The 22642-nt window shown below is 68.3% G+C and carries 22 protein-coding genes; 6 read left to right on the top strand and 16 right to left on the bottom strand.

The window, feature by feature from the left end; all coding sequences use genetic code 11:
- Positions 1–28: 28 nt before the first annotated feature.
- The 4 genes from HWX62_RS27985 to HWX62_RS27970 form a co-directional block, all read right to left on the bottom strand.
- On the bottom strand, positions 29–2527 hold the full coding sequence (locus tag HWX62_RS27985) for a DNA internalization-related competence protein ComEC/Rec2 (RefSeq protein ID WP_175932262.1): 2499 nt from the start codon (positions 2525–2527) through the stop codon (positions 29–31).
- A gap of 57 nt (positions 2528–2584) precedes the next feature.
- On the bottom strand, positions 2585–3373 hold the full coding sequence (locus tag HWX62_RS27980; protein ID WP_175932263.1) for a TatD family hydrolase: 789 nt from the start codon (positions 3371–3373) through the stop codon (positions 2585–2587).
- Between the two features lie 67 nt (positions 3374–3440).
- Complete coding sequence (gene lolD / locus HWX62_RS27975; RefSeq protein ID WP_175932264.1) at positions 3441–4136, bottom strand: lipoprotein-releasing ABC transporter ATP-binding protein LolD; 696 nt, start codon at positions 4134–4136, stop codon at positions 3441–3443.
- A 55-nt stretch (positions 4137–4191) separates the two neighbouring features.
- Positions 4192–5445 (bottom strand): lipoprotein-releasing ABC transporter permease subunit, encoded by a 1254-nt coding sequence (locus HWX62_RS27970; protein WP_085039260.1) that lies wholly within the window; start codon positions 5443–5445, stop codon positions 4192–4194.
- A 150-nt stretch (positions 5446–5595) separates the two neighbouring features.
- Between HWX62_RS27970 and HWX62_RS27965 the strand changes: the two genes are divergently transcribed.
- The 5 genes from HWX62_RS27965 to HWX62_RS27945 all read left to right on the top strand — a co-directional run bounded on the left by HWX62_RS27965 (position 5596) and on the right by HWX62_RS27945 (position 12315).
- Positions 5596–6672: a regulator gene (locus HWX62_RS27965; RefSeq protein WP_175932265.1), complete on the top strand. Its 1077-nt coding sequence runs from the start codon at positions 5596–5598 to the stop codon at positions 6670–6672.
- 13 nt (positions 6673–6685) lie between these two features.
- Positions 6686–8383: a single-stranded-DNA-specific exonuclease RecJ gene (gene recJ, locus HWX62_RS27960; protein WP_175932266.1), complete on the top strand. Its 1698-nt coding sequence runs from the start codon at positions 6686–6688 to the stop codon at positions 8381–8383.
- Positions 8384–8534: 151 nt separating this feature from the next.
- A protein-coding gene (gene prfB, locus HWX62_RS27955; protein WP_108041952.1) for a peptide chain release factor 2 occupies positions 8535–9639 on the top strand; the annotation gives its coding sequence in 2 pieces (ribosomal slippage) (positions 8535–8615 and positions 8617–9639; 1104 coding nt in all).
- A gap of 73 nt (positions 9640–9712) precedes the next feature.
- Positions 9713–11239 (top strand): lysine--tRNA ligase, encoded by a 1527-nt coding sequence (lysS, locus tag HWX62_RS27950; RefSeq protein ID WP_175932267.1) that lies wholly within the window; start codon positions 9713–9715, stop codon positions 11237–11239.
- A 347-nt stretch (positions 11240–11586) separates the two neighbouring features.
- Positions 11587–12315, top strand: coding sequence for a glycine zipper 2TM domain-containing protein (locus HWX62_RS27945; RefSeq protein ID WP_175932268.1), 729 nt, complete (start codon positions 11587–11589; stop codon positions 12313–12315).
- A 145-nt stretch (positions 12316–12460) separates the two neighbouring features.
- Here HWX62_RS27945 and iscX read toward each other — a convergent pair whose 3' ends face one another.
- The 12 genes from iscX to HWX62_RS27885 form a co-directional block, all read right to left on the bottom strand.
- Positions 12461–12670 carry a Fe-S cluster assembly protein IscX gene (iscX, locus tag HWX62_RS27940; RefSeq protein WP_089467804.1) on the bottom strand — a complete coding sequence of 70 codons (210 nt, stop codon included), beginning with the start codon at positions 12668–12670 and terminating at the stop codon, positions 12461–12463.
- A 19-nt stretch (positions 12671–12689) separates the two neighbouring features.
- The gene (gene fdx, locus HWX62_RS27935; protein ID WP_175932269.1) at positions 12690–13031 is read right to left on the bottom strand and encodes an ISC system 2Fe-2S type ferredoxin; all 342 of its coding nucleotides are present in this window, start codon (positions 13029–13031) and stop codon (positions 12690–12692) included.
- 88 nt (positions 13032–13119) lie between these two features.
- Entirely contained in the window at positions 13120–14988 is a 1869-nt protein-coding gene (hscA, locus tag HWX62_RS27930; protein WP_175932270.1) for a Fe-S protein assembly chaperone HscA, read from the bottom strand.
- 54 nt (positions 14989–15042) lie between these two features.
- Positions 15043–15570, bottom strand: coding sequence for a Fe-S protein assembly co-chaperone HscB (gene hscB, locus HWX62_RS27925; RefSeq protein ID WP_011549462.1), 528 nt, complete (start codon positions 15568–15570; stop codon positions 15043–15045).
- Between the two features lie 96 nt (positions 15571–15666).
- Positions 15667–15990 carry an iron-sulfur cluster assembly protein IscA gene (gene iscA / locus HWX62_RS27920; protein ID WP_011885413.1) on the bottom strand — a complete coding sequence of 108 codons (324 nt, stop codon included), beginning with the start codon at positions 15988–15990 and terminating at the stop codon, positions 15667–15669.
- A gap of 64 nt (positions 15991–16054) precedes the next feature.
- Positions 16055–16462, bottom strand: coding sequence for a Fe-S cluster assembly scaffold IscU (gene iscU / locus HWX62_RS27915; RefSeq protein WP_060259506.1), 408 nt, complete (start codon positions 16460–16462; stop codon positions 16055–16057).
- A gap of 67 nt (positions 16463–16529) precedes the next feature.
- Positions 16530–17753: an IscS subfamily cysteine desulfurase gene (locus HWX62_RS27910; protein ID WP_175932271.1), complete on the bottom strand. Its 1224-nt coding sequence runs from the start codon at positions 17751–17753 to the stop codon at positions 16530–16532.
- Positions 17754–17819: 66 nt separating this feature from the next.
- Positions 17820–18359 (bottom strand): Fe-S cluster assembly transcriptional regulator IscR, encoded by a 540-nt coding sequence (gene iscR, locus HWX62_RS27905; RefSeq protein ID WP_006401955.1) that lies wholly within the window; start codon positions 18357–18359, stop codon positions 17820–17822.
- A 114-nt stretch (positions 18360–18473) separates the two neighbouring features.
- Positions 18474–18956, bottom strand: coding sequence for a low molecular weight protein-tyrosine-phosphatase (locus HWX62_RS27900; RefSeq protein WP_175932272.1), 483 nt, complete (start codon positions 18954–18956; stop codon positions 18474–18476).
- A gap of 101 nt (positions 18957–19057) precedes the next feature.
- Positions 19058–19285: a hypothetical protein gene (locus HWX62_RS27895; RefSeq protein ID WP_175932273.1), complete on the bottom strand. Its 228-nt coding sequence runs from the start codon at positions 19283–19285 to the stop codon at positions 19058–19060.
- A 128-nt stretch (positions 19286–19413) separates the two neighbouring features.
- The gene (locus tag HWX62_RS27890) at positions 19414–20826 is read right to left on the bottom strand and encodes a lactate utilization protein B (RefSeq protein WP_175932274.1); all 1413 of its coding nucleotides are present in this window, start codon (positions 20824–20826) and stop codon (positions 19414–19416) included.
- Between the two features lie 35 nt (positions 20827–20861).
- A complete protein-coding gene (locus HWX62_RS27885) occupies positions 20862–21584 on the bottom strand; it encodes a (Fe-S)-binding protein (protein WP_175932275.1) in 723 nt (240 codons plus the stop codon).
- 183 nt (positions 21585–21767) lie between these two features.
- Here HWX62_RS27885 and HWX62_RS27880 point away from each other — a divergent pair, with 183 nt between their 5' ends.
- Positions 21768–22577: an IclR family transcriptional regulator gene (locus tag HWX62_RS27880; RefSeq protein ID WP_006478384.1), complete on the top strand. Its 810-nt coding sequence runs from the start codon at positions 21768–21770 to the stop codon at positions 22575–22577.
- Positions 22578–22642 lie beyond the last annotated feature (65 nt).

Below are 22642 nucleotides of genomic sequence, written 5' to 3'. Positions count from 1 at the left end.
CGGTGCTGACACCCGGCCTTCGCCGCGCTCATCGGTCCATCCAGTACCGGCGCCGTTCGTCGCGATAGCGCGCGAATGCGAACCCGCCATCAGCCGGCGCGACGTCGAACCGCACGGCGCCATCCCGATCGGTGCGCGGCAGCGGAATCCCGCGCGCCTCGTAGCGGGCCAGCACGCTGCGGTGCGGATGCCCGAAACGATTGCGATAGCCTACAGGAAATACCGCGACGCGCGGCCCGACCGAATCGAGGAAAGGCTCGACCGACGACGTGCGGCTGCCGTGGTGCGGAACGACCAGGATCTGCGCGGCCAGCGCGTCGCGCGCCTCGTTCACGAGCCGGCGCTCGCCGCGCGCATCGATGTCGCCCGTCAGCAGCGCGGACGTGCCGCCCGCATCGACGCGCAGCACGCACGATTGTCCGTTCGACGAACCCGTGCCCACCCCGCCCGGCGGCCACAGCATCGTGAAGACGACACCGTCCCAGGCCCACCGCTGCCCGGCCGCACAAGGCAGCCGATCGGCCACGCCGGCCGCCTGCGCATCGCGCCACAGCCGGTGGCGCGGCGCAATGCCGGCCAGCAGCTGGCGCACGTCGGCGGCCGCGTAGACGGCCGGCGCGCCGCCCGCGTGATCGGCATCCGCATGACTGAGCACGAGCGAATCGATCGTCGCGATGCCGCGCGCCCGCAACGCCGGCGCGACGATCCGCGTACCGGCATGTGTCGATTCCGCGCCCGGCCCCGCATCGAACAGCAAGGTCCGCCGCGCGGTTTCGACCAGCACCGCCGCACCCTGCCCGACGTCGAACACGGTCAGCCGGAAGCCGCCCGGCGGCGGCGCATCGGGCGCCGGCGCGACGAGCGGCAGCCACGTGAGCGGCGCCGCCCAGCGCAACGGCCAGCCGCGCGGCATCAGCGCCCACGCGACGCCCACGCACGCGAGCGCCAGCACCGGCCAGTCGGGCATGCGCAGCCAGAACACGCCGGCCGGCCAGTCGGCCAGGTACCCGAGCAGCGTCATCATCGGTTCGAGCGCCGCATGCGCAAGCCGGAAGGCAGCCGCATCGAGCGGCGGCGGCAACGCGATGCCGGCCAGTACGATCGGGGTGACGACCGAGCTGACCCACGGGATCGCGAACGCATTGCCGAACGGGCCCGACAGGGAAACCTGCGCGAACCAGGCGGCAGTGAGCGGTGCGAGACCGATCGTCACCGCGTACTGCACGCGCGTCGCCTCGGCGATACGGCGCCGACAGCGCCCAGCCCATCCGTGCAACCGCCTCCGCAAGCGGGCCGCGCCGCTTTCCGCGCCTCTTTCGTCGATCTGGTCGTTCTCGTCGATCTCGCGCACCGCGCGCCAGCCCGCGACGGCCAGCAGGATCACGGCGACCGCGCCGAACGACAGCCAGAACCCGGCCGACAGCACGGCCCACGGATCGGTGAGCAGCACACCGCCGAGCGCCGCGCACAGCACCGCGGACGTCGGCACGCTGCGGCCGGCCAGATATGCGATGCCGCCGCCCGCGATCATCCACCACGCGCGTTGCGCCGGCACGTTGAAGCCGGCGAGCGCGGCGTAGCCGGCCGCCGCGGCCAGCGCGGCAAGCGCGGCCGCGTACGGCGCCGGCACCACGAGCGTCGCGGCCCGCCCGCGCCAGCGCACGCGGCGCCAGACCATCGACACGAGCCAGCCGGCGATCGCGCCGACCAGCCCGACATGCAGACCGGAAATCGCGACCAGGTGGCTCGTGCCCGTGTTGCGCAGGACGCGCCAGTCGTCGTCGCCGATGCCCGATTGATCGCCGATCGCCAGCGCGGCGACGATGCCGCGGTGCGCCGCATCGGTACCGAGCACCGCGCCGATGCGTGCCCGCAACGTGTCGCGCACCCGATCGATCGACGCGCGCCATCCCGCCGCGCGCGCATCGAGCAATACCGCTCGCCCCGGCGCACTGACATAACCGATCGCACGAATGCCCGCGGCGAGCCACGCCGCCTCGCTGTCGCGCACGCCGGGATTGGCCTCGGCATGCGGACGCTTGAGACGCACGACGAAACGCCAGCGCTGGGCCGCGCGCAAATCGGGAAGCGTATCGCGTGTCGCGGATGCGCCATACGCGCGCCACGACAACCGGATCAATGGCGGAAAACGGGCCAGCCCCGCATCGTTCGATTCGACCGCGAACAGGAGCCGCGCGCCCGTTTCGTCGACGACGGGCAGCCCGCGGATCACGCCCGCGACGACGATGTCGCGCCCTTCCCACTCGACAGGCAGGCTGTCGCTCAGTCGCCACTCGGCGCGCGCGGCCGCATAGCCGAATCCCGCGACGCCGGCCGCGAGCGCGCACAGCGTCCAGCCGCACGCGACGACCGCACGCGTGCGCCGTCGACGCACGCACCACGCGCCCAGCGCCGCGCAGCCCGCGAGCACGGCCGCTCCGACCATCCATGCGATCGCCCCCGGCAACGCCGCCTGCCGCTGCAGCACGACGACGCCGAGCGCGAACGCGATCCACCCCACGCGCATTCCGCCTCCTCGTCGACCCGGCGCCACGCCTGCCGATGCGGCGCCTTCCGGCAACGATTATGCGGACGAAAGTGCGAGTCGCGGCAGCGCGGCGAGCGCGTTAGCCGAAGTGCATAGGGACAATTCGCCGGCATCGAGCCCGCGCAGTTCGGCGAGCACGCTGCCGATGCGCGGCACCTGGTCGGGCGTATTGCGGGATTTGTATGCCCACTCGGGCGCGATGTCGGGCGCGTCGGTCTCGACGACGAGCGCGTCGAGCGGCAACTCGGTGGCGAGCCGGCGGATCTGCCGCGCGCGCGTGAAGGTCACGTTGCCGCCGAAGCCGAGATGCAGACCCTGCGCCAGATACGCTTCGGCCTGCTGGAAACTGCCGTTGAACGCATGCGCGATGCCGCGCCGCACGCCGAAACGGCGTAGCCCAGCCAGCACGCGGTCCTGCGACTTGCGCACGTGACACAGCACCGGCAGGTCGAATTCCCGCGCGAGCCTGAGCTGGCACTGGTAGAAGAACTGCTGCCGGTCTTCGTCGAGCCCCGGCACGAAATAGTCGAGCCCGATCTCGCCGATCGCGACGAAACGCGGATCGTCGAGGCTCGCCTCGATCTCCATGCGCAGCCGGTCGAGATCCGCGTCGCGCGCCTGTGGCGTATACATCGGATGGATGCCGAGCGCGTACACCGCGCCCGGCGTGCGCTGCGCGAGTTCGCGCACCGTCGTGAAGTTGTCGCGCCCGATGCTCGGGATCACGATGCGCGACACGCCGGCCGCGCGCGCGGCGTGCACGACCGCGTCGCGGTCGGCGTCGAACTCGGCGGCGTCGAGATGGCAGTGCGTGTCGATCCACATGGCAGCGCTCCTGCGCCGTTGCGCCGTGCCGGGACGAACCCGGCGGCCGGCCCATGGCGTGGCTTTTTTACACCGGCAGCGCCGGCTCCTCGTGCAGCACGCCGTCGCGCAATCGCATGATGCGGTCGCAGCGCGCGGCGAGATCGGGGTCGTGCGTGACGATCACGAAACTCGTTTCGAGCGTCTCGGACAGCTCGAGCATCAGATTGAACACCGTGTCGGCCGTCGAGCCGTCGAGGTTGCCGGTCGGCTCGTCGGCGAGCACGCACGCGGGCTTCGTGACCAGCGCGCGCGCGATCGCGACGCGCTGCCGCTCGCCGCCCGACAGCTCGCCCGGCCGGTGCTTCGCACGCGGGCCGAGACCGACGCGTTCGAGCATCGCCTGTGCCTGCTCGCGCGCGTCCTCGGTCGTCATCCGGCGGATGCGCAGCGGCATCGCGACGTTGTCCAGCGCCGTGAACTCGGGCAGCAGGTGATGGAACTGGTACACGAAGCCGAGCGCGCGATTGCGCAGCTCGTTGCGCTCGCGCTCGGCGAGTTGCGTAAACGGCTTGCCGAGCAGCGACACTTCGCCGGCGCTCGGCTCGTCGAGGCCGCCCAGCACGTGCAGCAGCGTGCTCTTGCCGGAGCCCGACGCGCCGACGACCGCGAGCTTCTCGCCGCGCCGCACCGTCAGCTCGGTGTTGTTGAGCACCTGCACGTTGAAGCCGCCCTGCACGAACGCCTTCGTGATCCCGCGCGCCTGAAGCACGTATTCCTGCATACCTGCCGATTCCTGTCTGTTGTGTTGTCGTGAATCCGCGAACGCGGCCGCGCGGTCATTCATAGCGGAGCGCCTCCGCCGGCTTCACCTTCGCGCCGCGCCAGCTCGGATAGAGCGTGGCGACGGCCGACAGCGCGAACGCGATCAGCCCGATCCGGATCACGTCGCTCGCGACGAGCTCGGACGGCAGTTCGCTGATGAAGTACACCGACGGCGGCAGGAACTGCACGCCGAACAAATGCTCGATCATCGGAATCAGCCACGGGATGCTCCACGCGATCAGGCAGCCGAGCGCGACGCCGGACGCGGTGCCGACGAAGCCGATCGTCACGCCCTGCACGACGAAGATCTTCATGATCGACCCCGGCTGCGCGCCGAGCGTGCGCAGGATCGCGATGTCGGCCTGCTTGTTGGTCACCGTCATCACGAGCGACGACACGAGATTGAACGCGGCCACCGCGATGATCAGCGTGAGGATGATGAACATCATCCGCTTCTCGATCTGCACGGCCGAGAACCAGGTCTTGTTCTGCTGGGTCCAGTCGCGGATGTACAGGCTGCCCGACAGCGTGTGCGACAGCTCGACCGCGACCTGCGGCGCCTTCTGCATGTCGGTGAGCCGCAGCCGCACGCCGGTCGGCGCGCTCATCCGGAACAGCGCCTCGGCGTCGCGGATGTTGATCATCGCGAGCGTGCTGTCGTATTCGTAGTGGCCCGACTCGAACACGCCGACGACCGTGAACTGCTTCAGGCGCGGCATCATGCCGGCCGGCGTGATCGAGCCTTCGGGCGCGACGAGCGTGACCTTGTCGCCGACCGTCACGCCGAGGTTGCCGGCGAGCGCGTCGCCGAGCACGATGCCGAACTGGCCCGGCACGAGCGCGCCGAGCTGGCCGGCCTTCATGTCCTTGCCGATGTCGGACACCTGCGGCTCAAGCGTCGGCTCGACGCCGCGCAGCATCACGCCGCTCACCGCGTCCTGGCGCGTGAGCAGCGCCTGCGCGTCGACGTACGGCGCCGCGCCGATCACCGACGGATTGCGGCGCGCTTCCTGCGCGGTCAGTTGCCAGTCGGGCATCGAGCCCGTCGGCGAGAACACCTCGACGTGCGCGAGCACCGACAGCATGCGGTCGCGCACTTCCTTCTGGAAGCCGTTCATCACCGACAGCACGACGATCAGCGCCGCGACGCCGAGCGCGATCCCGAGCATCGAGACGAGCGCGATGAAGGAAATGAAGCCGTTGCCGGTCGTGCGTTTGCCGGCGCGCGTGTAGCGCCAGCCGATCTGCCATTCGTACGGAAGTTTCAAGCGAATCCTTTCTGCTGGTTGCGGCGGACAGGCGCGCCGCGGCCGGACCGCCGCCGGGTGGCGGCCGGCAGCCCGGGCGCGGTCGAAAAACGGCCGCCGGACGCGAACGGGCCGTCAGCCGGCCCGATCACGCGCGCAGTTTGCCATACAATGCGCACCATCATGCACGACCGACGCCTCCATTTTCTCGTTCCGTTCGCGCTGCCGTCGGCGGCCGATGCGGCCTCGTCCCTGCACACGCTGGACAGCCCCGCGCTTCAAAAGTTGCTCGCCCGCGCGAGCCTCGTCGAGCGCGTGGCCGGCGAGGACTTCCAGCGCACGCTGCCGCACGAGCGCTGGCTGGCCAGCCGGTTCGGCGCCACGCAGGGCAACGCCGCGGACGAAGCGCCGCTCGCGCCCTACATGCTGCTGGCCGACGGCGGCGATCCCGGCACGCACGCATGGGCGTGCGTCGAGCCCGTGCACGTCGAAATCGCGCACGATCACCTGGTGCTCGTCGATCCGGCGGCCCTCGCGCTCGATGCCGGCGATGCGGCCGCGCTGCTCGCGGTCGCGCGGCCGCTGATCGAGGAGCTGGGTGTGCGGCTCGAAGCGCCGAACCCGGCGCGCTGGTATCTGTCGAGCGACCAGCTCGCGCGCCTTGCCGGCGCCGCGCCGCTGCGCGCCAGCGGCCGCAACATCGAGATCTGGCTGCCGCACGAAGCGCATACGGGCGAGCGCTCGCGGATGTGGATGAAACTGCAGAACGAAGTGCAGATGGCATGGTTCCAGCACCCGGTGAACGAAGCCCGCGAGGCGCGCGGGCTGCCGGCCGTCAATTCGATCTGGTTCCATGCGCAGGGCACGCTGAAGCCGCTCGGCAAGCCGTTCGCGCGCGTGCTGTCCGCGTCGCCCGCCGCGCTCGGCCTCGCGCGCGCCGCGCAAACCGAAGCCGGCCGCCCGCCCGCGACGTTCGGCGCGCTGCCGGCCGCCGAGGGCGCGACGCTCGTCGAGCTGCCGGCGCTGACCACCCCGTTCATCGAGCAGGACTGGGCGCGCTGGCACGACGGCCTCGCCGCGCTCGAGCGCGACTGGTTCGCACCCGCGCTCGCCGCGCTGCAGAACGGCGAACTGGCGAGCGTCGACGTCACGCTGTGCGGCGACACGAGCTCGGTGACGCTGCACGCGACGCGCGGCGACCTGCGCAAGTTCTGGCGCCGCCGCGCGCTCGCCTCCCTGTTCGAATAACCCGCCCACCCGTATGACCCGGATCGTTACCCGCCCCGTCGCGCCCGCCGACGCCGAAGCGCTCGCGCGCCACGGCCTGCACCCCGTCCTCGCGCGCCTGTACGCGTCGCGCGGCGTGCAGTCGCCCGCCGACATCGAGACCGCGCTCGCGCGCCTCGTTCCGCCCACCGAGCTGAAAGGCTGCGCCGATGCGGCGGTGCTGCTCGCCGATGCGATCGCCGACAAGCGGCGGCTGCTCGTCGTCGCCGACTACGATTGCGACGGCGCGACCGCCTGCGCGGTCGCGGTGCGCGGCCTGCGCATGTTCGGCGCGCAGATCGACTACCTGGTGCCGAACCGCTTCGAATACGGCTACGGCCTCACGCCCGAGATCGTCGCGCTCGCGGCCGCGCGCAAGCCCGACCTGCTGATCACCGTCGACAACGGGATCGCGAGCGTCGCCGGCGTCGAAGCCGCGAACGCACGCGGCATCGACGTGCTCGTGACCGACCACCACCTGCCCGGCGACGCGCTGCCCGCCGCGCGCGCGATCGTCAACCCGAACCAGCCCGGCTGCGCGTTCCCGAGCAAGCACCTCGCCGGTGTCGGCGTGATGTTCTACGTGCTGCTCGCGCTGCGCGCCGAGCTGCGCCGCCGCGGCGCGTTCGCGAGCAAGGAGGCCGAGCCGCGCCTCGACGGCCTGCTCGACCTCGTCGCGCTCGGCACCGTCGCCGACGTCGTGCGGCTCGACGGCAACAACCGCGTGCTGGTCGCACAAGGGCTGCAACGCATCCGCAACGGCCGCATGCAGCCGGGCATCGCCGCGCTGTTCCGCGCCGCCGGGCGCGAAGCGCGCACCGCGTCGGGCTTCGACCTCGGCTTCGGCCTCGGCCCGCGCCTGAACGCCGCCGGGCGGCTGTCCGACATGTCGCTCGGCATCGAATGCCTGATCACCGACGACATCGGCCGCGCGTGGGATCTCGCGCAGCAGCTCGACGTGATGAACCGCGAACGCCGCGAAATCGAGGCCGGCATGCAGCAGCAGGCGCTCGCCGGGCTCGCCGACGTCGATCCGGCCGACGCGTGCACGATCACGCTGTTCAATCCCGAGTGGCACCAGGGCGTGATCGGCATCGTCGCCGGCCGGCTCAAGGAAAAATTCCACCGTCCGTCGTTCACGTTCGCGCACGCCGACGACGAAGGCCGGCGGGTCAAGGGCTCGGGCCGGTCGATCGCCGGCTTTCACCTGCGCGACGCGCTCGACCTCGTGTCGAAACGCGAACCGGACCTGATCGTCGCGTTCGGCGGCCACGCGATGGCGGCCGGCCTCACGCTCGACACCGAAAACGTGCCGCGCTTCGCGGCCGCGTTCGAGGCCGTCGCGCGCGAATGGCTGTCCGACGACGCGCTCGCCCGCGTGATCGAGACCGACGGCGAGCTCGAGGACGCGTACTTCACGCCGCAGTTCGTCGGCCTGCTCGACGAAGCCGTCTGGGGGCAAGGGTTTCCGGCCCCGCTTTTCTCCGGCGAATTCGACGTCGTGTCGCAGTCGCTCGTGAAGGAAAAGCACCTGAAGCTGCAGCTCGCGCGCGGCCGCCAGCGTTTCAACGCGATCTGGTTCAACCACACCGAGCCGCTGCCGGCGAGCGCGCTGGTCGCGTACCGGCTCGTCGCCGATACGTGGAACGGGGTCACGCGCGTCCAGCTGGTCGTCGAACACGCGGCCGGCTGAGCGGCCGGCCCGCCCGCGACGCACCGCCGCATGCGTGCGCGCCGCGCCGGACGGGCCGTCACCACGCGCGCAGGCACCGTTTGCGTCACCGGGCAACCCGGCCGATCGGCTATAATTCCGCTTTTTTACGAAGCCGGAACAGCGAACGATCATGGAAGCGGAACGTCTCAACGCGATCGAAAGCTCCCTGCTCGACCTGCGCAATCGCGCGGGCGAGCTTCGGGGGTATCTTTGACTACGACGCCAAAGCTGCGCGTCTGACCGAAGTCAACAAGGAACTCGAAGACCCGAACGTCTGGAACGATTCGAAGAACGCCCAGGCGCTCGGCCGCGAGAAGAAGCTGCTCGAAGGCGTCGTCATGACGCTCACCGCGCTCGATAGCGACCTGCGCGACGCGCTCGACCTGTTCGAGCTGGCACGCGAGGAAGGCGACGAGGATACGCTGCTCGCGTCGGAAGAAGACGCCGCGAAGCTCGAGGCGCGCGTCGGCGACATCGAGTTCCGCCGGATGTTCTCGAACCCGGCCGATCCGAACAACTGCTTCATCGACATCCAGGCCGGCGCCGGCGGCACCGAGGCATGCGACTGGGCGTCGATGCTGCTGCGCCAGTACCTGCGCTACTGCGAACGCAAGGGCTTCAAGGCCGAAGTGCTCGAGGAATCCGACGGCGACGTCGCCGGCATCAAGAACGCGACGGTCAAGGTCACGGGCGAATACGCCTACGGTTTCCTGCGCACCGAAACGGGCATCCACCGCCTCGTGCGCAAGTCGCCGTTCGACTCGTCGGGCGGCCGCCACACGTCGTTCTCGTCGGTGTTCGTCTATCCGGAAATCGACGACTCGATCGAAGTCGAGATCAACCCGGCCGACTTGCGCATCGACACGTACCGCGCATCGGGCGCGGGCGGCCAGCACATCAACAAGACCGACTCCGCGGTGCGGATCACGCACATGCCGACGGGGATCGTCGTGCAGTGCCAGAACGACCGCTCGCAGCACCGCAACCGCGCCGAAGCGATGGCGATGCTGAAGTCGCGCCTGTACGAAGTCGAAATGCGCAAGCGCCAGGCCGAGCAGGACAAGCTCGAATCGAGCAAGACCGATGTGGGCTGGGGCCACCAGATCCGCTCGTACGTGCTCGACCAGAGCCGCGTGAAGGACCTGCGCACGAACGTCGAAATGAGCAACACGCGGGCGGTGCTCGACGGCGATCTCGACGACTTCATCAGCGCGAGCCTCAAACAGGGCGTGTAAGCGCCGCGGCGCGGCCGGCCCGCGCCGCCCTTTCCGTTTGCGTTGCCGCACCCCACTCCGAATTCCGACCATCATGACCGAACCGACCCAAACGCAGCCCGCCGTCACGGCGGACGAAAACCAGATCATCGCCGAGCGCCGCGAGAAGCTGCGCGCGTTGCGCGAGCAAGGCGTCGCCTATCCGAACGACTTCCGGCCCGAGCACCACGCAGCCGACCTGCAGGCCAAATTCGCCGAATCGGACAAGGCCGCGCTCGAAGCGAACCCGGTCGAGGTGTCGGTCGCCGGCCGCATGATGCTCAAGCGCGTGATGGGCAAGGCGAGCTTCGCGACGGTGCAGGACGGGTCGGGCCAGATCCAGTTCTTCGTGACGCCGAACGACGTCGGCGCCGACACCTACGACGCGTTCAAGAAGTGGGACCTCGGCGACATCGTCGCCGCGCGCGGCGTGCTGTTCCGCACCAACAAGGGCGAGCTGTCGGTCGAGTGCAAGGAGCTGCGCCTGCTGTCGAAGGCGCTGCGTCCGCTGCCGGACAAGTTCCACGGCCTGTCGGACCAGGAAATGCGCTATCGCCAGCGCTACGTCGACCTGATCGTCACGCCGGAAACGCGCGACACGTTCCGCGCCCGCACGAAGACGATCGCGTCGATCCGCAAGTTCATGGACAACGCCGACTTCATGGAAGTCGAGACGCCGATGCTGCACCCGATTCCGGGCGGCGCGGCCGCGAAGCCGTTCGTCACGCATCACAATGCGCTCGACATGCAGATGTTCCTGCGCATCGCGCCGGAGCTGTACCTGAAGCGCCTGATCGTCGGCGGCTTCGAGCGCGTGTTCGAGATCAACCGCAATTTCCGGAACGAAGGCGTGTCGCCGCGTCACAACCCGGAATTCACGATGATGGAGTTCTACGCCGCGTACACCGACTACCGCTGGCTGATGGACTTCACCGAGCAACTGATCCGCCAGGCGGCGATCGACGCGCTCGGCACCGCGACGATCCAGTACCAGGGCCGCGAGCTCGACCTCGCGAAGCCGTTCCATCGCCTGACGATCACGCAGGCGATCCAGAAGTACGCACCGGACTACACCGACGGCCAGCTGTCGGACGACGCGTTCCTGCGCACCGAACTGAAGCGCTTCGGCGTCGACGTGTCGCAGCCGGCGTTCCTGAACGCCGGCATCGGCGCGCTGCAGCTCGCGCTGTTCGAAGAAACGGCAGAAGCGCAGTTGTGGGAACCGACGTTCATCATCGACTACCCGGTCGAGGTGTCGCCGCTCGCACGCGCATCGGATACGGTGCCGGGCATCACCGAGCGTTTCGAGCTGTTCATGACCGGCCGCGAGATCGCGAACGGCTTCTCCGAGCTGAACGATCCGGAAGACCAGGCCGCGCGCTTCAAGAAGCAGGTCGAGCAGAAGGATGCGGGCGACGAGGAAGCGATGTTCTTCGACGCCGACTACATCCGCGCGCTCGAATACGGGATGCCGCCGACCGGCGGCTGCGGGATCGGCATCGACCGTCTCGTGATGCTGCTGACCGACAGCCCGACGATCCGCGACGTGCTGCTGTTCCCGCATCTGCGCCGCGAAGACTGACGGCCGCCGCCGCGTGTGCGCCACGCCCCGTGGTGCGCACGCCGCGGCTTTGTAACGACGCGTAAATCCCGCCAGCCGGCGTCTGCCGGCCTTCGATCCTCCCCCGTTTTATCTCCTCGTCGCGACGCCCTTTTGCGGGTTTTCCCGGAAACGGCCGCCAATGCCCCGCAGCAATTCGTTACACCTTGATACGGCGCGCCGTCTGGCGCTGGACGACACTTCCGTTGCGTCACCACGCATGACCACGGGACCAGAACCAGGCGCCGGAACGCCCGGTCTGCTCGCTCCCGAGCGTGGGATCCTGTTCCGGCGCAGCGCGCCGATCCGGATCGACATTGGAGAAAAAAATGGACAACCAGACTCAGACCACGCCGCAAAAGCAACGCCTCCACCCGCTCATCGCCACCGCAGCCGGCGCCGTCATCGTCGCCAGCCTCGCGGCGACGGCCGCGATCACGGGCGTATTCCCGAAAGCCACCAGCAGCAACGAACAGAACGGCCAGACCCAGGCCGCGCTGATCGCGTCGCAGCCGGCCGTCGATACGGCCGCGGCCGCCAGCGCCGCGCTCGCCGCGCAAGCGCAGCGGCAGGCCGCGGAACAGGCCGCCGCGCAGCAGAAGGCCGCCGTCGCGCAGGCCGAACCGAAGCCCGCGCCGCGCCCGGCTGCGCCGCACCGCCATCGCACGACCGCCCCGCAGCCGCCGCAATACGCACAGCAGCCGTCCGCGCCTGCGCAAACCTACTGTCAAAGCTGCGGCACGGTCGTCGCGATCACGCAGACGCGCACGCCGGGCCAGAGCTCGGGGATCGGCGCCGTGGGCGGCGCCGCAGCCGGTGGCCTGCTCGGCAACCAGTTCGGCCACGGCAACGGCCGCACCGCGATGACGATCATCGGCGCGCTGGGCGGCGGTCTCGCCGGCAACCAGGTCGAGAAGCAGGTCCGCGCGGAAACCGACTATCAGGTGCAAGTGCAGATGGAAAACGGCGCGACGCGCACGTTCACGTACCGCAACCCGCCGCCGTTCGGCCAGGGTCAGCGCGTGCGGATCGAGAATGGCACGCTGGTCGGTGCGTAATCACGTGACGGCGTAATCCGCCGTCCGCTGCCCGCCCGTCACGCGCGGGCAGGCCCACAACGAAAACGGCTCGCGAGCAAACGCTCGCGAGCCGTCTTTCATTGGCGCGGCGTGCGCCGGTGCAGCACACGCCGGGGCCGATCGGTCAGTCCTCGTCGTCGAAATCCGATTCGTCGATCCAGTGTGCCTGGATCGCCTCGAGAATCTTCTCGCCGGAGTGCGCCGGATCGTCGTCGAAGCCGTCGAGCTCGAGCACCCACTGACGCAGGTCGACGAAGTTGATCCGCTGCGGGTCGATGTCCGGGTACTTGTCCGCCAGCGCAATCGCTATTTCACGCGAATCGGTCCATTTCATCGCCTGCCTCCGGTTTCGGTCAGTGGTTTTCCTTCGCGTGGTTGATCGAGTACTTCGGGATCTCGACCACCAGGTCCGAATCTTCCTTCACGATCGCCTGGCACGACAGGCGCGACGTCGGCTCGAGGCCCCACGCCTTGTCCAGCAGATCGTCCTCGTCCTCCTCGGACGGCGCCAGTTCATTGAAGCCTTCGCGGATCACCACGTGGCACGTCGTGCATGCGCACGACTTCTCGCATGCATGCTCGATCTCGATCCCGTTGTCGAGCAGGTTGTCGCAGATACTCTTGCCGGGCGTCGCGTCGATCACTGCGCCGTCCGGGCACAGTTCGACGTGAGGCAGCACCACCAGTTGAGGCATGTCCGTTCCGTCAGTCAGGGCGCGGCGCCAGGCGCCGCATGGTTCATTATCGCGCGGGCCGTTGCCGGCCGACGCGCGGTTCGTGGGTTCAGATCTCGTCGAGCCGGCGGCCCGACAGCGCGCGCTTGATGCTCTTGTCCATCCGGCGCGCCGCGAATTCGTCGGTACCGTCGGCCAGCGCCTTGGTTGCCGCTTCGATCGCATTCGTATCGTCACCCTGCGCGAGCGCGCGCAACGCCGCGGCCAGCGCGTCGATCTGCGCGTGCTCGCCTGCGTCGAGCAGTTCGCCGTCGGCCGCCAGCGCCGCCTGCGTCGCCTCGAGCATCCGTTCGGCCTCGACCTGCGCTTCGCGCAGCGCGCGGGCGCGCATGTCGATTTCGGCGGTCTTGAAGCTGTCCTCCAGCATCTTCGCGATGTCGTCGTCGGCGAGGCCGTACGACGGCTTCACGACGACCGACGCCTCGACGCCCGACTGCTGCTCGCGTGCAAACACCGACAGCAGGCCGTCCGCGTCGACCTGATAGGTCACGCGAATGCGTGCGGCGCCCGCCGTCATCGGCGGAATGCCGCGCAGCTCGAAGCGCGCGAGCGACCGGCAGTCGGCGACGAGCTCGCGCTCGCCCTGCACGACGTGGATCGCCATCGCGGTCTGGCCGTCCTTGAAGGTCGTGAATTCCTGCGCCCGCGCGATCGGAATCGTCGAGTTGCGCGGAATGATCTTCTCGACGAGGCCGCCCATCGTCTCGACACCGAGCGACAGCGGAATCACGTCGAGCAGCAGCCAGTCGTCGCCGGTGCCGCGATTGCCCGCGAGCAGATCGGCCTGGATCGCCGCGCCGAGCGCGACGACCTGGTCCGGATCGAGATTCACGAGCGGCGGCTGGCCGAAATACTTGGCGACCGCCTCGCGGATCACCGGCATGCGCGTCGCACCGCCGACGAGCACGACACCCTTGATGTCGGCCGGCGTGACCTGCGCGTCGCGCAGCGCCTTGCGGGTCGGCGTGAGGGTGCGCTGCACGAGCGGCTCGACGAGCGACGCGAACGTGTCGTGCGAAATCGTCTGCACGAGGTGCGCGCCACTCGACAGCGTCACGTCGAGCGCCGCCTGCGGCGCGGACGACAGCGCTTCCTTCAGCACGCGCACGCGGTCGAGCAGCAGGCGCACGTCTTCGGGCGCGAGCGACTTCGCGTCGATACCGGCCTGCGCGAGCACATGATCGAACAGCGCATGGTCGAAATCGTCGCCGCCCAGCGCCGAATCGCCGCCCGCGGCCAGCACCTCGAACACCCCCTTCGTCAGCTTCAGGATCGACAGGTCGAACGTGCCGCCGCCGAGGTCGTACACCGCGTAAAGCCCTTCGGCCGCGTTGTCGAGACCGTAGGCGATCGCCGCGGCGGTCGGTTCGTTCAGCAGGCGCAACACGTTGAGGCCCGCGAGACGCGCGGCGTCCTTGGTCGCCTGGCGCTGCGCGTCGTCGAAGTATGCGGGCACCGTGATCACCGCACCGACCAGCTCGTCGCCGAGCGTGTCTTCCGCGCGGTAGCGCAGCGTCGCGAGAATTTCGGCCGACACTTCGACCGGGCTCTTCACGCCATCGACCGTGCGGATCTGCACCATGCCCGGCGCATCGACGAATTCGTACGGCGCGTTCGCCGCGCCTTCGACTTCGGCCTTGCCGCGCCCCATGAAGCGCTTGACCGACACGATCGTGTTGCGCGGATCGGTCGCGGCCTGCTCCTTCGCTTCGTGGCCGATGCGGCGGCCGCCCTTCTCCAGGTAACGGACCACCGACGGCAGCAGCACGCGGCCCGCTTCGTCCGGCAGCACTTCAGGCACGCTGTTGCGCACGGCGGCGACGAGCGAGTTCGTCGTGCCGAGATCGATCCCGACGGCGAGTCGCCGCTGGTGCGGCGCCGGCGCCATGCCCGGTTCGGAAATTTGCAGTAAAGCCATCTTGGTTCGTTCGGGCGCTCGGCCCGTTTGCTGCGCGTGCCGCAAGGCACGCGGTTAAGTTTCGAGGCGCTCGATCTGCGCGCCCACTTCCGACGCGACCCGTTCGATGAACATCAGCTGACGCACGGCTTCCGCGGCGGCCTGGTCGGCGCCGCTGTCGAGCAGCGTGCCGAGGCGCTCGACGCGCACGCGCTTCTCGTCGCGCAACTCGGCGAGCAACGCATCGAGCGCGTCGACGTTGCGGGCGGCCGCGGCATCCTCGATGCCCTCGCGCCACTCCATCTGCTGCATCAGGAACGCAGGCTCCATCGCCGTGTTGTTTTCCGCGCCGATGTCGACGCCGCGCAGCGACAGCAGATAGGACGCACGCTTGAGCGGATCGCGCAGCGTGCGATACGCCTCGTTCGCGCGCGTGGCCCATTGCATCGCGATGCGCTTTTGCGCATCGCCGGCCGCCGCGAAGCGGTCCGGGTGCACCTGCGTCTGCACCGTCCGGTAGGCGGCGTCGAGCGCAGCCTCGTCGAGCGCGAATTGCGCCGGCAGGTGAAACAGGTCGAAATGGCTGTCTTTCAGCGAAACCATCGTCGCGTTCAATTCCGGTTCGTCGCGCGGCAAACGCCGCACATTAAAAAGGCGGCCCGTGCCGCCTCTTGCCCGCCTCGCGCGGAGCGCGCCGCGTCACACGCGGAACGATTCCCCGCACCCGCACTCGTCCTTCACGTTCGGGTTGTTGAACTTGAATCCTTCGTTCAGGCCTTCGCGGGCGAAGTCGAGCTCGGTGCCGTCGATATAGGCGAGGCTCTTCGGATCGACGACGACCTTCACGCCATGGCTCTCGAACACCTGATCCTCGGGAGCGAGCTCGTCGACATACTCGAGCTTGTACGCGAGCCCCGAGCACCCGGTCGTGCGAACGCCAAGCCGCAGGCCCACACCCTTGCCGCGACGGACGAGGTATTTCTGGACGTGCTGTGCTGCTTTTTCGGTCAGTGTAATTGCCATGATGTCCTTGCCGCGGCGTGCCACCGGGGCTCGCCGCGTTCTTTCCCTAGCCGCTCGATGCCGCTCAGGCCGCTGCCTGATCGCTTTCCTTCGCGTCGTGGCGCTTCTTGTAGTCGGCCACGGCCGCCTTGATCGCGTCTTCCGCGAGGATCGAGCAGTGAATCTTCACCGGCGGCAGCGCGAGTTCTTCGGCGATCTGCGTGTTCTTGATCGACAGTGCTTCGTCGAGCGTCTTGCCCTTCACCCATTCGGTGACGAGCGAGCTCGATGCGATCGCCGAACCGCAACCGTAGGTCTTGAACTTCGCGTCTTCGATCACGCCGTCCGCGCCGACGCGAATCTGCAGCTTCATCACGTCGCCGCACGCCGGCGCGCCGACCATGCCCGTACCGACCGCGTCGTCGTCTTTCGCGAACGAACCGACGTTGCGCGGGTTTTCGTAGTGATCCAGAACCTTGTTGCTGTAAGACATGACTCAGACTCCTTGACTCGTTACGTCTGCGTGCGTCAATCCGCCCGCGGTTGCATTCAATGCGGTATCAGTGTGCGGCCCATTCGATCGTCGACAGATCGATGCCTTCCTGGTGCATCTCCCAGAGCGGCGACAGTTCGCGCAGCTTCGCGATCTTGCTGTTCAGCAGATCGATCACGAAGTCGACTTCCTGCTCCGTCGTGAAGCGGCCGACCGTGAAGCGGATCGAGCTGTGCGCGAGCTCGTCGTTGCGGCCGAGCGCACGCAGCACGTACGACGGCTCCAGCGACGCCGACGTGCACGCGGAGCCCGACGACACCGCGACGTCCTTGATCGCCATGATCAGCGACTCGCCTTCGACGAAGTTGAAGCTGATGTTCAGGTTGTGCGGGACACGGTGATCCATGTCGCCGTTCACGTAGGTTTCCTCGATCTGCGACAGGCCGCGCAGCAGCTTGTCGCGCAGCATGCGGATGCGCTCGTTTTCGGTCGCCATTTCCTCGCGCGCGATGCGGAACGCTTCGCCCATGCCGACGATCTGGTGCGTCGGCAGCGTGCCCGAGCGCATGCCGCGCTCGTGACCACCGCCGTGCATCTGCGCTTCGATGCGCACGCGCGGCTTGCGGCGCACGTAGAGCGCACCGATGCCCTTCGGGCCGTAGGTCTTGTGTGCCGAGAACGACATCAGGTCGACCTTCAGCTTCGCGAGGTCGATCTGGACCTTGCCGGTCGACTGCGCCGCATCGACGTGGAACACGATGCCCTTCTCGCGGCAGATCTCGCCGATCGTCTCGATGTCCTGGATCACGCCGATCTCGTTGTTCACGTGCATCACCGACACGAGGATCGTGTCCGGGCGCAGCGCGGCCTTGAACACGTCGAGATCGATCAGGCCGTCTTCCTTCACGTCGAGGTAGGTGACTTCGAAACCGTCGCGCTCGAGCTCGCGGCACGTGTCGAGCACGGCCTTGTGCTCGGTCTTCACCGTGACGATGTGCTTGCCCTTGCCCTTGTAGAAATTCGCGGCACCCTTGATCGCGAGGTTGTCCGACTCGGTCGCGCCGGACGTCCAGATGATCTCGCGCGGATCGGCGTTCACGAGTGCGGCCACCTGTTCGCGCGCTTCCTCGACCGCACGCTCCGCGTCCCAGCCGTAGGCGTGGCTGCGCGACGCCGGGTTGCCGAACTGCTCGCGCAGGTACGGCACCATCTTGTCGACCACGCGCGGGTCGACGGGCGTCGTCGCGCTGTAATCCATATAGATGGGCAGGTGGAGAGTCTCTTGGGTCATCTGTCGCTCCGGGTATTCTATGCAGGGACTATGTGTGTTATGGGGGGGTGGCGGGCGCCTTCGCGCTCACGAACTCGCGATGTTGAACACCGAATTGGGGCCGAGCGGCATCGTGCGCACGGGCTCGGCCGGTGCGGCGACGGGCTCCGGCGCGCGACGATCGCGCAGCACCGCCGGCGCGCCCTCGCGTGCGCGCTGCTGATCGACGAGATCCTGCAGCGACACCGAGTCGAGGTATTCGACCATCTTCTGGTTCAGCGTCGACCACAGCTCGTGCGTCATGCAATGGCCGTCGGGCTGCTTCGAGCCGTCGCACGTGCCTTTGCCGCCGCACTGCGTGGCGTCGAGCGGTTCATCGACCGCGATGATGATGTCGGCAACGGTGACGTCCTGCGCGCGACGCGCGAGGTTGTAGCCGCCGCCCGGGCCGCGCACGGATTCGACGATTTCATGCCTGCGCAGCTTGCCGAACAGCTGTTCGAGATACGAGAGCGAAATCCGCTGGCGCTGGCTGATGCCTGCAAGCGTCACCGGGCCCTGCTCCTGGCGCAGTGCCAAGTCAATCATCGCCGTGACGGCGAAACGGCCTTTGGTGGTGAGTCTCATGGTGTCTAGGGGACTGCAATCTTGACGATTTTGGTCAAGTATAAATATTTGATGTTTTTAGTCAAGTATCCACGTCTTTGAAAGGGTATTCGCAGACTGCTGAATACCGTGCGGTCAGCGCGCCATTCGCGCGCGGAGCGTGTCCAGCAAGCCCGCGCATGCGCGTTCGACCTGGTCGAGCACCTGTTCGAAGCCCTGCGCGCCGCCGAAATACGGGTCGGCCACTTCGGTTTCGGTCGCACCCGGCGCGAATTCCATCAGCAGGCGCACCTTGTCGCGATACTGCGGCGGGCAACGGCGGCGCAGTTCGGCGAGATTCGCTTCGTCCATCGCGAGCAGCAGGTCGAATCGCTCGAAATCCGCCGCGCTGACCTGCCGCGCGCGCAGCGCCGACAGATCGTAGCCGCGGCTCCGGGCGGCCGCCTGCGCACGCGTATCGGGCGGCTCGCCCACGTGCCAGTCGCCGGTGCCGGCCGAATCGATCGCGATCCGGTCGGCCAGCGCGGCCGCGTCGACCTGGCGGCGCATCACGCCTTCCGCGGTGGGCGAACGGCAGATGTTGCCGAGACAGACGAAACAGATCGCAACGCGGGTCATCGCACTATCGGAAAGCCGCGGCGGACCGCGTGGAAGAAGAACACGCCATTATACAAAGGCGGCCGGAATCGCGCCGCCGCGCCAAGCGACGGCGCCATGCCTCACAGCGCCTTCGGCGCGGCAAGCGCGATGTCGCCGGATGCCGCCGGCAGCGGCTGCGCCGCGTCGCCGACGAGCCCGAACGACACCGCGCGCGCCAGCTCGGCGGACGCCTGGTGAACCGCGAGCGGACCGCGCGACGGCGCATCGGCCATCACATGCAGATAGGCAACCGCTGCCAGCGGAACCACGATTGCCAGCGGCCAGTACATCGATATTGTCTTTTTCATGATGCGGACCTCGTTGACCTCGTACCCCGAAACCCGATTCCGGGGACTACAGACGAGATTCTATAGATCGCATCTATCGAGATAAATATACAAATAGCGAACGCACTGTTGCCGCGGGCTGAACAGTGTCAGCCGAGGTGGCTTTGCGACGCCGCGTACAGCTCGCGGAACGTGCGTCCGGTCGGCGTCGGCATGTCGCGCGTATCCATCCAGCCGCCCATCATCGGCAGGCGCCGCAACGTGCCGCCGCTGCCGCCCAACCGCTCGAGGATGCGCACCGCAAGCTTGGTCGTCAGCGCATACAGCATCGGCCGCCGGGCGAAGAACCCCCACGCGGCGAGCGCCGCCCGCTCGCGCCACGGCCGCAGATGGCGCTCGACCTGCTTCTCGCGCAGCGTACGCAACAGGCGCGACAACGGAATCCCCGCCGGGCATACGCTGTCGCATTCGCCACAGAGCGTCGCGGCCTGCGGGAGGTCCAGCGCGCGGTCGAGGCCGACGTAGCTCGGCGTCAGCACGGATCCCATCGGCCCCGGATAGACCCAGCCGTACGCATGACCGCCGACCTTCTGGTACACCGGGCAATGGTTCATGCACGCGCCGCACCGGATGCAGCGCAGCATCTCCTGGAATTCGCCGCCGATGAGGCCGGTGCGGCCGCCGTCGACGAGCACCACGTAGTTGTGCTCGGGGCCGTCCTCGTCGCCCGGCCCGCGCGGCCCGGTCAGCAGCGAGAAATAGTTCGACGTCTTCTGCCCGGTCGCCGAACGCGGCAGCAGGCGCATCGCGGTCGCGAGATCCTCGAGCGTCGGCAGCACCTTCTCGATGCCGGTCACGGCGACGTGCACGCGCGGCATGACCGTGCACATGCCCTCGTTGCCTTCGTTCGTCACGATCGCGACCGAGCCCGTCTCGGCGATCACGAAATTGCCGCCCGTCACGCCCATGTCGGCCGACATGAAATGCGGGCGCAGCACCTCGCGCGCCTCGCGCGTCATGTCCGGGATCTCGGTGAGCCGCTCGCGCCGGTGCGTACGCGCGAACAGGTCGGCGATCTCGTCCTTGTCCTTGTGCACGACGGGCGCGATGATGTGGCTCGGCGGCTCGTTGTCGTTGATCTGCAGGATGTATTCGCCAAGATCCGTCTCGATCGACTGCACACCCATCTCGGCGAGCACCGCGTTCAGGCGCATTTCCTCGGACACCATCGACTTGGTCTTGATGACCTTCTTCACGTCGTGCCGGCGCGCGATGTCCGCCACGAGCCGCGCGGCGTCCGCGGTCGTTTCGGCGAACAGCACCGTCGTGCCGCGCCGCGTCGCCTCGCGCTCGAATGCCTCGAGCCACACGTCGAGATGCTCCAGCGCGCGGTTGCGGCGCGCCTTGAGCGCCGCGCGCGTGGCCGGGAAGTCGATGGCGGTCATCGCGTCGGCGCGCGCGGACACGAACTTCGTCGACAGCTTCTTCAGGTTCTGCTGCAGGCGCTGGTCGGCCAGCTTCTGGCCGGCGCGCGCCTTGAAATGCATCGATTGGACTTGCATCGCGGTATCGGGGGAAATGTGAGCGGAACCGGGCGTCAGACGTCGCCCGCCAGCACCTGCGCGACGTGCAGCACGCGCGTGTCGCGGTCGCCGGTGCGGCGCAACCGGCCTTCGATGTTCAGCATGCAGCCGAGATCGCCGAGCACGACGGCGCCCGCACCCGACGCACGCACGTTCGCGCATTTCTCGTCCGCGATGGCCGCCGAGATGTCGCCGTACTTGACCGCGAACGTGCCGCCGAAGCCGCAGCAGTGCTCGCAGTCCTTCATCTCGGTCACCGCGACGCCGCGCTGCGCGAGCAGCGCGCGCGGCTGCGCCTTCACGCCGAGCTCGCGCAGGCCCGAGCACGAATCGTGATAGGTGACCGGCCCGGCGAACTCGCCCGGTGCGAGCGACACCTTCGCGACGTTCGCGAGGAAATCGGTCAATTCGTGGACTTTTTGCTGGAACCGCGTGTAGCGCCCCATCAGTTCGGGATCGTCGCGGAACAGGTCGCCGTAGTGCGCGCGGATCATCCCGCCGCACGAACCCGATGGCGCGACGACGTAATCGAACTGTTCGAACTCGCGCAGCGTCTTTTCCGCGAGGTCGCGCGCGAGCGCGCGGTCGCCCGAGTTGTAGGCCGGCTGGCCGCAGCAGGTTTGCGCGGGCGGCACGATCACTTCGTAGCCGGCGTCGCGAATCAGCTTGAGCGCCGAAAAGCCGATTTCGGGGCGCATCAGGTCGACCAGGCAGGTCACGAACAAACCGACTCGCATACGTGCTCCTTCGAGAAAACGGCCCTCATTATCCGACGTTTGACCGGCAAGACCAACGCCGGCCCGCGCGCAAGCCCGCGACGCGCGAAGCGAGGACTTCCTCGAACGGCGTTCGCTTTTTTCACGATACGAGATACAATCGGTCCAACACCGCTTGACGCGTCAACCGATTCCTCCCCCGACATGAGCCAACCCACCCCGGATTCAAAAACGTCGATCCAGGTGATCGAACGCATGATGCGGTTGCTGGACGCGCTCGCCGCGCACAGTGACCCCGTCAGCCTGAAGGAACTCGCGCAGCGCACGGAGCTGCACCCGTCGACCGCGCACCGCATCCTCAACGACATGGTGACCTGCCGCCTCGTCGACCGTTCCGATCCCGGTACCTACCGCCTCGGCATGCGGCTGCTCGAGCTCGGCAATCTCGTGAAGGCGCGTCTGTCGGTGCGCGACGCGGCGCTGATGCCGATGCGCGAGCTGCACCGCCTCACCGGGCAGACCGTGAACCTGTCGGTACGCCAGGGCGACGAGATCGTCTATATCGAGCGCGCGTATTCCGAGCGCTCGGGGATGCAGGTCGTCCGCGCGATCGGCGGCCGCGCGCCGCTGCACCTCACATCGGTCGGCAAGCTGTTCCTCGCGGCCGACGAAACGTCGCGTGTGCGGGCCTATGCAACGCGCACGGGGCTGTCCGGCCATACGCAGAACAGCATCACCGATATCGCGAAGCTCGAGCGCGAGCTGACGATCGTCCGCCAGCAATCGTGCGCGCGCGACAACGAGGAGCTCGAGCTCGGCGTGCGCTGTATCGCGGCCGGCATCTACGACGATTCGGGCAAGCTCGTTGCCGGCCTGTCGCTGTCGGCACCGGCCGACCGGCTGCAGGACGCGTGGCTCGGCCAGTTGAGCCGGACGGCGCTCACCATCTCGGAATCGCTCGGCTACCGGCCGGCGCCCGAGAAGGACGTGGACGGGCTGCAGCGGCAGGCGTAAGCCGCGCCATCGGTTCGGTTCCGGTTCCGCCGGACAAAAAAAGCCCCGCGATTGCGGGGCTTTTT

Source organism: Burkholderia sp. BCC0506 (assembly GCF_902833145.1).
In the GTDB taxonomy this organism is placed as follows: domain Bacteria; phylum Pseudomonadota; class Gammaproteobacteria; order Burkholderiales; family Burkholderiaceae; genus Burkholderia.
Note: the sequence above shows the minus strand (reverse complement) of the source record. Positions and strands in the feature narration are given on the sequence as shown.